This window comes from Cyclobacteriaceae bacterium (genome assembly GCA_030584025.1).
Lineage (GTDB): Bacteria > Bacteroidota > Bacteroidia > Cytophagales > Cyclobacteriaceae > UBA2336.
Genome location: CP129487.1, coordinates 1,477,632 through 1,491,813, shown reverse-complemented (window position 1 = coordinate 1,491,813; position 14,182 = coordinate 1,477,632). Strand labels below are relative to the sequence as shown.

Below are 14,182 nucleotides of genomic sequence, written 5' to 3'. Positions count from 1 at the left end.
GGAAATTTTAGTTTCGTTCAACCCGTCTGTACCGCCTGTTTTCGATTACCGACATGATTTTTCTCAGTAAATCAAAATACAACGTAATGTACAGCACCAATGTCATGCTCCAGATTACCGCCACATTAAAAAAAAGTGTATCAATAACCATCCCGGCAAAATGCTTGGTTGGTTGATACAGGTTTGCTGAAAAGTCCAACCAATACCTGGGCTTATGTTCATCCTGATAAATGGGATAAATCCGCTGAATCAGCTGTCCATCATACTCAACTATTCGGTTGATCGTATTCAGGTTTCGAACCGCATCAGCCACTGCCTTATTCTGATAGGTGTTTCGCATTCTTTCATACTGCGCCATTTTAGCGGGCGTGGATGTCATGTCATTCACCAGTTGCTCACGCTCATCCATAGCACGGTTATGCCGAAGCAAATAAAGTTGCTTCATTGTACTTAAAAATTGAGACGTGCTCTGATACACCGTTGAATCAAACTTACCGATTGCCAGCTTGTCCACATCCTGATAACTTCCATTACCCGCAACAAGCAATTCATTTCGGATTTCGTTTTGAAGAACAGCAAGCGCTGTTCTTAGTTCTTCGGCATTCGGGTTTCGCCATTGGCTTCGGTTGTTTATGCAGTATGAAAGCTTCGACTCCAACTCCGGAATTAAAAAAACGCGTTTGAATTCAGCTTGGGACAATGTCTTATCTATTTCATAAAACTGTTGCTCAAATGGGTTATCCCGATATTGCGTAACCATATAGGCTTCAAACGCCCACCGGGATGCCATGATGTTGCCCATTAGCGGAACACCAATGGGCTTGGTTACCCGCGGATTGAACTTATCAAACTCAATCACTACACCACTCAACAACAATTGAGGAATAATTAATATCGGTATAAGAATATAAATGGTAACGGCACTGTTGAAGGACGCGGAGATGTTTAAACCCAATACGTTGGCGAAACAAGCAATTGAAAATAGAATAAACCAATACCGAAATTCCGTTAGCGGTATTTCCAAAATCAAATGACCAATTATAATAAACAGTAACGTTTGAGTAGCGGATATAGTGAACAATACGGCAATCTTCGATAATAAATAACTCGTGCGGCTCAGGTGAAGAAATTGTTCACGCTTCAGAATTTTCCGGTCCTTGAATATCTCTTCAGCACTTACCGTTAAGCCGAAGAACAAGGCTACCACCACACTCATAAAAAAGAACACGGGTATGTTCTGATTATCGTAAAACGTGTATGACGCATTTTCGCGCGCCAACACATTGTAGTATTTAACCATAAACGCAATGAAGAAGGCCAGCACCGGAGCTTCCAATAAATTTATAGTCAGGTATTGTTTATTGGCCAGCTTGGCGAGCGAATCGCGTATGGCAAAAATCTTTATCTGTTGCAGCCGTGTAGCAATGTGCTGTGCTACCGGCAACGGTTCTTTCAGGTGTTCAACCTTAGGTACTTTTAACCGTTGCTTGAAATACTGATACCACTGACCAGCAGAAATTTTTCGTGTATTCGTAAGACGGCCGTATTCGTTTACAACCTTCGTTTCAATAATGTTAAAAACTTGTTCGGGATTGATATTACCACATTCGGGGCACGCACCTTGCGATTTGTTTGCCGCATTTATGATATCGCGGAAATACACCACCGACTCCACCGGATTGCCGTAATAAATCTGAAACCCGCCCACGTCCAGAATCAGTAACGTATCAAACATTTTAAAAATGTCGGATGAAGGCTGGTGAATCACTACAAAAATCATCTTCCCGCGCAAAGACAATTCCTTCAGCAAATCCATAATGTTTTCACTGTCGCGCGAGGAAAGACCTGAGGTCGGTTCATCAACAAACAGAATCGCTGGCTCGCGCAATAACTCTAATCCAATATTAAGTCGCTTGCGTTGGCCGCCACTTATGGTTTTTTGAAGAGGTGACCCTACTTTCAAGTTTCTGATTTCAGTCAAACCCAATTGCACCAATACCTTTTCAACGCGTTCGGCACACTCCTCTTTGGGCAGTTGCCCGAAACACAATCGCGCAGCATAGTACAGGTTTTCAAAAACCGTCAGGTCTTCCATCAACAAATCATCCTGAGGAATATATCCGACTATACCTTGAACTTCATCAGGTCGCTCATGAATATCGATGCCGTTTACCTGCACCCTGCCACTGGAAGGTTTTTCAGCGCCATTCAACACGTTGAGCAAGGTAGACTTACCCGATCCACTGGCACCCATAATGCCGATCAGCTTCCCTCCTTTTTCAGCAATGTTTATATTTTGCAAACCGGCCTTACCTGATTTGAAATGATAAAAAATATGATCCGCTGTAAACGTTAACTTTTGCTGATCTTCACCAGCCAGAAATTTCCCAATAATGTCGCTGTAATAAATCGGTTCAATTTTATCACCACGAATGGTGCTTCCGGTAGGAAACACATCAATCTTACGGCTTTTCAGGTGGATGCTGTTCAGGTAAACAACCGAAATACCCAGGTACTTAATAAAGTAGGAATCAGACAGTCGCAAAATGGCAATCAAACCAGTCAGGTTCTTTTCCACAATGCGCGGGCCCGGATATGGATTCTCGTCATACCCTTCGTCAATGATTAAGATATTCTTAGATGCGAGTTCATCGATATCCTGCCCGGTTACAAAGCTTTTGAGTTCATTGATATCGTGGCGCGGTACCTTCAAGGCCTGACCGATATAATAGATTAAGTTCTCCTGCCGTTCAGATATTTCACCATCAGAAAATACGAGTTCAATAATTTTAATGATCAGCACCAGCTTTTGTTGCATGGTAAGCGCCTGATTTACCTGCTTGCTGATCTGCATGATCTTCGCCCATTCATCCAGGAACTGAGCGGTTTCCGCATCCACTGTTGAAAAATCCTGTTTGGGGTCCTCTTGCCGTCCCTTGGCGAGTTCATCAAAGAGGTCGAGGTAGTATTTTATTGCCTCGCGATTCAAGTGAAGCCCCAGAAATTCCTTGATGTTATTCCGCTCATCATCGGTAATCCGTTCGCGGGCAACAATGGCAAAGAGTTGGATAACGGCTTTCAGAAGTTCTTCACTCATAACGCGGGATACGGAATAAGGCGTGCGTGGTTTTGGCTAAAAATAGCTATTAAAATGCAGATTTTAACGATTTTATCGATCTTGAGGATTTAACGGTATTAATTTTTTTGTGTTGTGTAATAGCAAGACACCAACCCCGACTAATCGACCAAAACAACCCAAATACTATGAAAATTAAATTACTATCAATTCTATTACTTCTGATACTCGGTACAGGAGTTCAGGCTCAAACTGTCGATGAAATTTTAGAAAAATACTTTGAAGCCCAGGGAGGAAAGGCAAAACTTCAAGGGTTAAAGGGTATTAAAATGACAGCTAAAGTTAATCAAGGTGGAATGGATATTCCCCTTGAAATAGTAACCCTCGCTGATGGCAGACAGTATGTTTCATTTTCAGTTCAGGGCATGACTGGATGGCAAAATGTATTTGACGGCAATACATTATGGTCAACTAACTTTATGACCATGAAACCGGAGAAAAGTGATGCTGAAACAACAGAAAACTTTAAAGTGAATATAGGTGATTTTCCAGACCCCTTCCTGAACTATAAGGAAAAGGGATACACTGCTGAACTTTTAGGTAAAGAGACGATTGAAGGAACGGAGACTTTCAAAATTAAGCTTACCAGAAAGCCGATTACGGTAGATGGTAACAAGGAAGAAAACACAGCCTTCTACTTCATTGATGCAGAAAATTATGTTACCCTGTTAGTTGAGCAAGAGGTGAAAAGCGGACCTATGAAAGGAAAGATTTCACAAACAAGTATGAGCGATTATCAGGAAGTTGATGGTCTATTATTTCCATTTACCATGGGCCAAGGTGTTAAGGATATGGGTTCTCAACCGCTTCAGATTACCAAAATTGAATTGAATCCAACCATCGATAGCAAAACTTTCCAGTTTCCTGAAGGGAATTAACGGCTAAACTGCAACACAAATGGCTATACTTAATAGTATAGCCATTTTTATTCCCAATTAAAACTAACTCTCACACAATGAAACAGATAACCAAAAATACAATTACACTAATCATCTTATTGCTGCTGTTCATAACTATCTCTGCCGAAGCACAAGATGCAGTTTCAAAAGGCAAAGAGCTTTTTGGAGATATCAAAGCCCGCCATATTGGCCCCGCCATAATGAGTGGACGCATAACAGATCTTGAACCACATCCTACAAATGATAAAGTCATCTATACAGGAACTGCAGGTGGTGGTGTTTGGAAGAGTAGTAATGGAGGAGCCACATTCAACTCAATTTTTGATGACTATTGTCAATCAATAGGTGCAGTAACATTAGATCCATCGCAACCCGAAACCATATGGGTGGGGACCGGAGAAACATGGACACGCAACAGTGTATCGATTGGAGACGGGTTATACAGATCTACAGATGGAGGAAGCACCTGGAAACATATGGGTTTTGACAAGTCAGAACGCATTGCCGGCATCCAGGTAAACCCTAATAACTCCAATGAAGTATATGTGGCCGTATTAGGTGCGCTATGGAGTGACAGCAATGAACGTGGGTTGTATAAAACTACTGACGGGGGTGCTACCTGGCAACAGATTCTTTTTATTAACGGAACCACAGGATGTAGCGATCTGGTGATTGATTCCAAAAATCCGAATACCCTCTACGCATCCTTTTGGGAAGTTAGAAGAACACCTTGGTCATTTAACTCTGGCGGCCTTAACAGCGCCCTATACAAAAGTACTGATGCCGGTAAGACATGGAACAAAATCCACAATGGTTTCCCTAAGGGTAAATTGGGTAGAATAGCCATAGGATTGGCCCCGTCAAATACCAATATCATTTACGCAGTATTAGAAACTGAGCAGGATAAGGATAAAGGTTTGTACAGAAGTGATGATGCCGGAGCAACCTGGAAGCATATCAATGGTGATTTTGGATTAGTGGTGAGGCCATTTTACTTCTCACGTATTGTTGTTGACCCTAAAAATCCCGAGGTAGTGGTAAAGGCGGGGCTGTATGGTTCCATCTCCCGCGATGGAGGAAAGACTTTCAAAAATCTGGGCCCGATGCATGCCGATATCCATGATATCGTTTTTGATATCAACAATTCAGACCGGATGTATGTAGGAACCGATGGCGGAATTTACCGATCATGGGATGGCGGAACGACTATGGAAATCGTTGAAAATCTTCCGGTTTCGCAATTCTATCAGATCAGTGTTGATGACGAAGAGCCTTACAACGTGTATGGCGGATTGCAAGACAATGGATCCTGGTATGGCCCCTCTTCATCACCCGGTGGTGTTGAGGCACGCGATTGGAATGTGGTGGGTGTAGGTGATGGATACCGCGTACTCCGCCATCCAACCAAAAAAATTATTTACTCTGAAATGCAGGGAGCACAAAACGTATGGCGATATGACCCTGCAAAAGATTTACACAAAACCATTCAGCCATTGGCGGCACCGGGTGATCCGAAACTCAGATTCAACTGGAACTCGCCCATGGCGATAAGCTTGCATCAACCCGATCGCTTCTATATGGGCAGCCAGTTTGTTCATCGGTCGGAAGATATGGGTGATACGTGGGTGAAGATTTCTCCTGATCTAACCACTAACGATAAAACCAAAATAAATGCCGGTGACTCTGGTGGATTGTCAAAAGATAATTCGGGCGCAGAAAATCATTGCACCATCTTTACGATTACTGAATCTCCACTTGATGAGAACGTAATCTGGGCGGGCACCGATGACGGGAATGTACAAGTAACCCGCGATGGTGGCAAAACCTGGAAAAATGTAACAACAAATATCCCGGGCTTGCCTAAAAACACTTCATGTTGGCACATTGAAGCCAGCGTTTTTGGCAAGGGTAATGCGTATGCCGTATTTACCGGTTATCAGCAGGGAGATATGAAACCGTATGCATATAAAACAACGGACTATGGTGCAACCTGGACATCCATTATAAGTCCTGATGTAACTTCCTTCGTCAGAAACATTCAGGAGGACTATGTAAACGAAAACCTGTTGTTTCTTGGCACCGAAATGGGATTATACATAACCCTGGATGGTGGTAAATCATGGATGAAGTTCACCAATAATGTCCCTGCTGTTTCCGTTCATTTTATCGACTTGCATAAAAAAACAAACGATCTGATTTTAGGAACACATGGAAGAGGAGTTATTATTATTGATGATATAAGTCCGCTTCGCGAATTAAATGAAGAAGTGCTAAACAAAGAGCTACACTTCTTCGCACGAAAGCCTTCCATTATTCACGAAGCAAATGGATTTGGAGGAACAGCTAGCGAAACACAATTTGTTGGCGCAAATGCCAGCCAAGCTGCCAAAATTACCTATTACCTAAAAAAACGTCATACCATAGGGAAAATGTCGCTTGAAATTCAGGATAAGGATGGAAATCAAGTGACCGAACTTAATGCCGGTAAATCAAAGGGTATTAATATCATTCAATGGAATTATGCTACAAAAGCACCCAAAACAGCTGCTGGAAAAACTTTTGCAGCTGGAGGATTCACAGCCCCTCGTGCTACAGCCGGAACATATAAGGTAGTACTCCAAAAAGGCAGAGAAACATATACAACGGATCTTGCAGTTCAATATTCTCCTTCGTCCAGTGTGTCAGCTTCAGATCGTGAACTCCAACATTCTACAACTCGTAAATTGTTTGCAATGACTGAAGATTTGGCTTACTTGGTTTATGAAGTCGATGAATTATTGAGCGCATCTGAAAAGCTGAAAAATAAGAATGCTAAAGCAGGTAAAAGCAATTCAGTATTTGAAAATGAACTGTTGAAGTTAAAGGAAATACTTTTAATCACTACCGGAGATAATTATGTAGGTGCAGGAAATCCGCAACTCCGCGAAGATTTGAGTGAATTGTACGGAAAAGTTGCCAACTCTTTCTTCACACCATCTGCGGCTGAATTGGAGAATATGAAAGCACTTGAAGAACGTTTCGAAAAAGCAAAAGGAACATTTGCCTCACTGAAAGCCAAGCATGGCAAAAACCTGGAAAACCTGCTTGTTAAGAATGGACTCGAACCCGTTTCATTGAAGCCATTTGCCGAATTCATAAAGCTACCATAGCATCAAGAACACTTAAAAAAAATCGGGCCGCCATTTGGCAGCCCGATTTTTTTACATCATATAATAAACATGAGAACGTTATCCGATTCTTGAAGTAATCAAATCAGAAAGGATCAATAATCCTTCCCTTAAATATTCATCCTCCATGTTCAACGAACCGGTTACAGGCTTTCCTTCTTTATCCAGTTGCACGTTTCCGGGATTTCGGGTAGCGCTTACTTTACGCTCCGCCTCCTCCATCTCCTTTTTGCGAGTGGATTCGTTCAGCGAAACTTTCGTTTGGTTAAGATTTTTTCTGGCCTCTTCAATTTGGGTTACCAGATCAAGCAACTGGGCATCTGTTTTCAAACGCTCCTGATGAGTCTTGGTCAACCCGGCAAGTACCTTGCTGTTGATATAGGGTGTGCGCTGGTACAACGTTCCACGGATTTCATCCCAAGGCAAAGCTGCCGGACTTGAACTCTCACCGAACTGATCGGGGTCAAGTGCTGAAGGGAGTTTTATATCTGGAATCACACCCCGATGCTGTGTACTGCTTCCGTTAACCCGATAAAATTTCTGAATGGTAAGCTTAAGCGAACCTGCCTGTTCTTTATCCTGAACAAAACGGTCCAACTCCACCATGGTTTGCACTGTTCCTTTACCGTATGATGATTCGCCAACAACCACACCCCGACCATAATCCTGAATAGCTCCTGCAAATATCTCTGAAGCTGACGCACTGAACCGGTTGATCAACACCACAAGCGGGCCGTTGTACAAGATCGAGTTATCTTCATCCTCCAATACTTCTGTTCGCTTCATTGAATTTTTTACCTGAACTACCGGACCGTTTTTAATAAACAAACCGGTCAGGTCTATGGCTTCCTTTAGTGATCCGCCACCATTGTTTCGTAAATCCAACACAAGGCCGTTAATTCCCTGAGCTTGCATTTCCTGAATGTGCTTCTTTACATCGCTTGAGGTGCTATTGTAATTCGGATCACCCTTTTGATAGGCTTCCCAATCCATATAAAAGCTGGGAAGGGTGATAACGCCAAGCTTCATCTGCTTGCCATCCTTCGTGTACTCCACCACCTGCTTTTTAGCGGTGAGGTCTTCGAGTTTAATTTTATCGCGAACAAGTGTAATCACTACGGCAGGGCCTGTAACGCCAGCTTCTGCCGGTAATATATTTAACCGAACGCGGGTTCCCTTCGGGCCTTTGATCAGTTTCACAACTTCATCCAATCGCCAGCCAATAACATCTACCATTTCTCCGTCATCACCTTGAGCCACGCCAATAATGCGGTCATTAGCATGTAATAGTTTACTTTTTTCGGCTGGCCCGCCCGGAAGTATTTCTGCAATTTTAGTGTAATCGTTATCAGATTGAAGACGGGCACCAATCCCTTCAAACGACTGCGCCATGTTTTGTTTGAATACATCGGCTGTGCGTGGAGAGAAATAATTGGTGTGCGGATCGTATGACTCAGCAATGGTATTCAGGTAAGTGCTGAAAATATCATCGCTGTTGGTTTGACTCATGGATTTAATAAAGCGTTCGTAACGCTTTTCCAGATTCTCTTTAATTTCAGCTTGTGTTTTGCCTGTTAGTTTTAGACTTAACGCCTGATTCTTAATGATCTGAGTCCAGATTGCATTCAGTTCATTAACACTTGCCGGCCAGGGCGCCTTTTCCCGATTGGTTTCATAATACTCATCAGCCGTAAAATCAAACTCCTTCCCCACCAGATGCGTCATCACATATTCCATCCGCTCATTAAAACGCTTTTGAAAAACCTGGTACATTTCAAATGCAGGTTCAACACGTTCTTCACGAGCCAAATCATCTAACTGATTCCTGTACTTCTCAAAAGCACTAATATCCGACTTCAGGAAATAGATCTTACTGTTATCCAAACTAGACAGGTAGCCATCAAAAACAACGGATGATAGTGAGTCATTAAATGGCAGTTTCCGGAAGTGACCGGTTTCCAAAATCGAAGTAACAATGCGCACCTGTTTGCCATAAACCGGCTTAATCTGAAAAACAGAATCGGGTACAGCACGTGCGTGAGCCCCAACTATCAAAACCAACCCAACCAACAATCCAAAACGCTTCATTATGCTCATTCTTTAATCAGTTTATTATCATGTATACGGAAATACAGGCAAATGGTATGCTAGAAATCCAGCCTTTTGTCAAGATTCAAACTCCGACAGGAATTTTTGAGCCTGATCTACATTCTGAAATTCAAAATGCTTCCGCTCACCGGTAATCGAATGTATCTCCACTTTAACCAGGTCAATGTTACTATTTCGTTTAAACTTGAACTTATCTTTCTTATAATCGTCAGCTTCTTTAGTAGATATTTTGAAGGAGGTAGCCCGCACAGATTTACAATAACTGCATTGGTAATTTTTTACCAGCTCACCTGGCTCATTGCCATCCGGCATTTTAGTAACTTCTTCTTTAATAACGCGCATGGTATAAAAACCACAGCTATTACATTGAAGTGCCTGCAGGCGGCCTTCATATTTTTCAACTTTTACGTCACCGGTTTTCTCATCAATCCAAACATCATAATCAATGGAAAACACATTTTCTTCCGCAATCATTCCGGCATCCAGGTGCACATCTTCTTCCTCTTCGCTCAAAAGGCGCATAGTGTTGCCACTCTTTGGATTAATGCGGGGAGCAAAACGCCACTTCTTAAGCTTTTTGTCCAACTTGGTAGGGTAGTAATACTCCAACACCAAATAAGCGATGTACGCAACCAGGGTACCACCCGCAATGGCCATAAACATCCGAACTAAAAACCAAATACCGATTTCGGTAATCTCGCCCATGCCATAGGTATTGATGGCAAATGCCACAGCAATACCAAAGCAATAAAACACCCGCTTATAATTGGCTATTTCGTTCTTGTTCAGGTAATCGTACTTGTGGTGATATTCCTTAATGGACGATGCTTTCAGGTGATGAATGAAGTAAAGTAGCAGGCCAATCGCCACCATGGCAATTGCGCCCACAATCATGGCATAATGCCAAATATTTAAGAAAGAACCAGATTCCAAGGATTCCATAACTTTATGTGTCGTAAAGGATTTTGTTCGAGCTAAAGATAAGGATTAAAAGTATCCAACTTAAGCCTAATTCAAACAACGGTATTATGCGAAAACTATTTTTCAAAGCACTGGCCAGCATCAATAAAGTCATTCTTCCGCGCTACAGTCAGCGTAACCTAACCCAGCTGAAAAAATGGGAACAGGCCATTATTGCCTACCGGTATTGGGTCACCATTAACGCGCTTGATTAATTCTTTTTAGCTATATCAAGGAAATTAGTAACTGATTACCAGTCACTTAAAAAACTCTAATTTCTTATTTGATTTACCAGATTTATGAGGCCGCTGACATGAGATGCCTAAAGTGCGCTTAAAAATAATGTGTAAAATTGCACTTATAATATTGCTTAAGTACTATTTTTTGAATTAAATTGTGCAAAATTACACAATTGCATGAGTGACTTTGAACGAAAAAAAATTGAGTTGGAGTTCCGCTCCTTTACGGCCCGCAACTTTGAAAAGCCAACGGATTGCAGAAATCTGGACCAGGTTAGGTTTTATGTGAAAGAACTATGCGAGAAGATTGAGGAATATAACATGCGCTTTAACTACGTGCCGGGTTGGGCGTATTCTCTACTGGCCCAATACAATGCCCGTCAGAATTCATTCCTTCACCATGAATTTAAGAAGACCTATCTCTAAGTTGAGACATGCGCTACATCCCCTCCCCCATTCCCATTGCGGTAACCTTGGTTTATCGCGCTGCCGCCAACAAATCGGGACGGATGCAGTATTATCGCATACAGCCTGGACGCAGTAAGCTGCGCATCAGCAGAAGTGAGTTCATTAAGGCTTTTAACGAATCGAACATTGTTGCACTTAATCCCCTACAGGTAAAAGGCAATGACGTGGATTTTCAAATTGAATTTTACGTGTGATGAAGTATCCGCTCCAGGTTAGCCGGAGAATAACCAACTGATTTGATCGTTTTGTTATCGGATTTTCGGTAAACCAACCACTTATCGCCCTCTTGCTTGTAGTAACACTCCGTACCATCCTTGTTCAGGTAATGCTTAACGGTTGCCCGCGCTTCATCTTCGGAGGTACAGGCTTTACTCATATTCGACCGTTGTACCTCTTCGAACAAGGCTTTAAACTTCTCTCCCAAACCAAACTCAAGAATAGCCCCTGAAAGTACATATTGAATATCGCATAAGGCATCGGCCACCGCAACAATGTCCTTTTCAAGAATAGCCACTTCCAACTCTTTTAACTCTTCATCGATTAGCGCAACCCGTAGTTTGCACCGATCTTCTGCAGGAATTTGAGGTTTGTTCAAAATGGGGTGTTTGAATGTCCGGTGGAAATCGGCTACCAGGTTTAAAGCATCAGGTTGATTCATACATTGTTAATTAACCGCTCAATAAAGAAATTCTAATTCAATTTGGCAAAAATGGCGTATTTTTGACTTCATGCTAATTCGCAATTCCATATTTGGCCGGTTATTGGCGTTGGTGCTCGGATTGATCTTTTTCAACCTCAGCTTCCTCATGCTTGAAGCCAAGCTTATCGGGTTGGAGACAAAAAATAAGCAACTCTACGAAAGCATGGTTCGGTTCGTAGCCAATGGAGGCTGTGAAGAAGAAAAGGACACTTCCTCCGAATCAACAAAGGACTTCAGCGAATCAGAAGCAAAGATCAGCCCTTACATAACCTTGTCGCAGGCTAGCAATAAGCAACTAATTATTAACGACTTATACCTTCAACGATCAAGTCGTTTAGCGCAATCCATTTACCTCGAAATTCACACTCCTCCTCCAAAGAACGAATTGCCCGCATAATCCACAACTCATCTTTCGGATTATGCCTTTTGAGCCGTTTCCCGGCCAGCAATTTCGCTTCCAGTGATTATTTAAAATTTTAAAAATGAATTTCAGAAGGCTTCTGCCTGATATTACATCTGGCCTTACCGTAAGCTTTGCTGCGCTCTCCTTAGGAGCTGCGTTCGGGGTAATGTCCGGCCGCGGGGCGTTTGCGGGAATGATCGGTGCAGCCGTTATTCCCATCATCACCTCCATTTTTGGAGGTACCCGACTGCAGGCATCAGGCCCCACAGCGCCAATGACTGCCGTATCAGCGCTGGTGGTGGCATTTGCTTATGAGAATTTCCCGGTACGTGAAATGGCAGAGCAGTTTATAACGCTTGTTTTCATGCTTACCGGCCTTGTGTTGATTGTTGCCGCATTTGCCCGCCTAGGTAAACTCATCAGCCTCGTGCCCAATGTTATTGTGCTCGGCTTTATGAATGGCATAGCTGTCCTCATTTGGTACGACCAACTCGTCAAAATATTTGCAGTAGATGGGAAAAGCTTAATGCAGGGAGGCATTTGGCTTAACCTGGGTATTGCTTTGAGTACTTTTTTGATGATCTATCTGATCGTGATAACGGTGAAACGTGCAGCTCTGCGACCACAGATACGATCCCTCCTTTCAGGCGTTCTTCTCAGCATCATCATCATGACCGCGTTCACCACCCTATTCAACATTCAGGTTGAGCACGTACAGCTCGGCAGTACAACCGGGTCGCTTTCGGAATTCGGCCAACTGCTGGCAAGCTATTTCCCGAATGAAATCCTGAAGGCGGAGTACATCATTATGGCGTTGCCCTTTGCTTTGCAACTCACGTTACTGGCCTACCTCGACTCACTGCTCACCGCTTTGGTGGTGGATAAATTGACACGGGAAAAATCAAATCTGAACAAAGAGCTATTTGCCCAGGGATTGAGTAATGCGGTATCCGGAGCCCTTCAAGGCATACCGGGGGCACAAGCAACCATACGCTCCGTATTGCTGATAAAAGAAGGCGCACAAACCCGACTGGCTGGGGTATTAATGGGTATATTTATTTTGGTCAGCATTCTGGCATTAAAAGATTTGCTAACCCTGGTGCCGGCCGCTGTCTTCATTGGCGTCCTCTTTAAGGCTGGGCTTGATGTAAGCGACAAGGATTTTCCACGAACCTACCTTTTGAAACGGTGGTTCCGACAACCCATGCGAAACATTCAGTTTGCATTCATCATTTTTACTACTGTTGTAACCGTACTGGTGGACTTAAACATTGCGGTTGTATCAGGCACCGTTTTATTTTATATAGGAAAATATTTCTGGGGCATTGTGGATGTTGAGCCCGATTTCCAGGAAATATCAGAACAAGAAAGAAAATTAGTAACCGGTTAAATTATATAAATATGGACATGTACAAATCCCTTTTAGAAGGAAACAAAAAATGGGTTGAAGAACGATTAAAAGAAGACCCTGAATTTTTCAACACACTTGCTAAAGGACAAACTCCGCAAGTACTTTGGATAGGTTGTTCCGACAGTCGCGTACCCGCAAATGAAATCACCAACACAAAACCCGGTGACATTTTTGTACACCGGAATATTGCCAACATGGTTGTTCACACAGATATGAATATGCTTAGCGTACTCGACTATGCGGTTAACGTATTGAAAGTACGGCATGTTATTGTGTGTGGCCATTACGGATGCGGGGGTGTAAAAGCTGCAATGGGTAATCAACAATTTGGCATAATTGATAATTGGCTACGTAACATCAAGGATGTGTATCGCCTGCATGCAGAAGAACTGGACAAGATTGAAAATGAAGAAGCGCGGTTCAATCGATTGGTAGAAATCAATGTGATGGAACAGGTATTTGATTTATCCAAGACTTCAATCATCCAGAATGCATGGCGCGATCGCAACCTGCCCTATATTCATGGCTGGGTGTACAGCCTGCACACGGGTATCATTAAGGACCTTGGCGTAACATTTGACAGTTCAACTAAGTTGGCTTCTATCTACAACATAACGGCATCGAAAGTAGAAGTTGCTTGATTCCAAATACCGTTAGTATTAAAAAACGAAAGGGATTATGCCATAAGGT

Annotated in this window: 12 protein-coding genes; 8 read left to right on the top strand and 4 right to left on the bottom strand. The window is 42.7% G+C overall.

What is annotated here, in order from left to right; genetic code table 11:
* Positions 1–7: 7 nt before the first annotated feature.
* Positions 8–3,097 carry an ATP-binding cassette domain-containing protein gene (locus QY309_06970; GenBank protein WKZ61218.1) on the bottom strand — a complete coding sequence of 1,030 codons (3,090 nt, stop codon included), beginning with the start codon at positions 3,095–3,097 and terminating at the stop codon, positions 8–10.
* A 167-nt stretch (positions 3,098–3,264) separates the two neighbouring features.
* On the opposite strand from QY309_06970, the gene QY309_06965 reads away from it, so the two are divergent.
* Together QY309_06965 and QY309_06960 are read left to right on the top strand one after the other, a co-directional pair.
* Positions 3,265–4,014 (top strand): outer membrane lipoprotein-sorting protein, encoded by a 750-nt coding sequence (locus tag QY309_06965; GenBank protein ID WKZ61217.1) that lies wholly within the window; start codon positions 3,265–3,267, stop codon positions 4,012–4,014.
* Positions 4,015–4,091: 77 nt separating this feature from the next.
* A complete protein-coding gene (locus QY309_06960; GenBank protein ID WKZ61216.1) occupies positions 4,092–7,184 on the top strand; it encodes a hypothetical protein in 3,093 nt (1,030 codons plus the stop codon).
* 78 nt (positions 7,185–7,262) lie between these two features.
* Here QY309_06960 and QY309_06955 read toward each other — a convergent pair whose 3' ends face one another.
* Both QY309_06955 and QY309_06950 read right to left on the bottom strand, forming a co-directional pair.
* Entirely contained in the window at positions 7,263–9,299 is a 2,037-nt protein-coding gene (locus QY309_06955) for a carboxy terminal-processing peptidase (protein WKZ61215.1), read from the bottom strand.
* A gap of 69 nt (positions 9,300–9,368) precedes the next feature.
* Positions 9,369–10,253, bottom strand: coding sequence for a hypothetical protein (locus tag QY309_06950; GenBank protein ID WKZ61214.1), 885 nt, complete (start codon positions 10,251–10,253; stop codon positions 9,369–9,371).
* Between the two features lie 86 nt (positions 10,254–10,339).
* Between QY309_06950 and QY309_06945 the strand changes: the two genes are divergently transcribed.
* From QY309_06945 to QY309_06935, 3 genes are all read left to right on the top strand, one after another.
* A complete protein-coding gene (locus tag QY309_06945; protein ID WKZ61213.1) occupies positions 10,340–10,486 on the top strand; it encodes a hypothetical protein in 147 nt (48 codons plus the stop codon).
* 201 nt (positions 10,487–10,687) lie between these two features.
* Positions 10,688–10,936, top strand: a complete 249-nt coding sequence (locus tag QY309_06940) for a hypothetical protein (protein WKZ61212.1) — start codon at positions 10,688–10,690, stop codon at positions 10,934–10,936.
* An 8-nt stretch (positions 10,937–10,944) separates the two neighbouring features.
* A complete protein-coding gene (locus QY309_06935; GenBank protein WKZ61211.1) occupies positions 10,945–11,172 on the top strand; it encodes a hypothetical protein in 228 nt (75 codons plus the stop codon).
* Here QY309_06935 and QY309_06930 read toward each other — a convergent pair.
* Positions 11,163–11,636 carry a nucleoside triphosphate pyrophosphohydrolase family protein gene (locus QY309_06930; protein WKZ61210.1) on the bottom strand — a complete coding sequence of 158 codons (474 nt, stop codon included), beginning with the start codon at positions 11,634–11,636 and terminating at the stop codon, positions 11,163–11,165. The genes QY309_06935 and QY309_06930 overlap by 10 nt on opposite strands.
* A gap of 70 nt (positions 11,637–11,706) precedes the next feature.
* Between QY309_06930 and QY309_06925 the strand changes: the two genes are divergently transcribed.
* The 3 genes from QY309_06925 (at position 11,707) to can (ending at position 14,133) form a co-directional block, all read left to right on the top strand.
* The gene (locus QY309_06925) at positions 11,707–12,075 is read left to right on the top strand and encodes a hypothetical protein (GenBank protein WKZ61209.1); all 369 of its coding nucleotides are present in this window, start codon (positions 11,707–11,709) and stop codon (positions 12,073–12,075) included.
* A gap of 85 nt (positions 12,076–12,160) precedes the next feature.
* The gene (locus QY309_06920; GenBank protein ID WKZ61208.1) at positions 12,161–13,471 is read left to right on the top strand and encodes a SulP family inorganic anion transporter; all 1,311 of its coding nucleotides are present in this window, start codon (positions 12,161–12,163) and stop codon (positions 13,469–13,471) included.
* Between the two features lie 11 nt (positions 13,472–13,482).
* Positions 13,483–14,133, top strand: coding sequence for a carbonate dehydratase (gene can, locus QY309_06915; protein ID WKZ61207.1), 651 nt, complete (start codon positions 13,483–13,485; stop codon positions 14,131–14,133).
* Positions 14,134–14,182 lie beyond the last annotated feature (49 nt).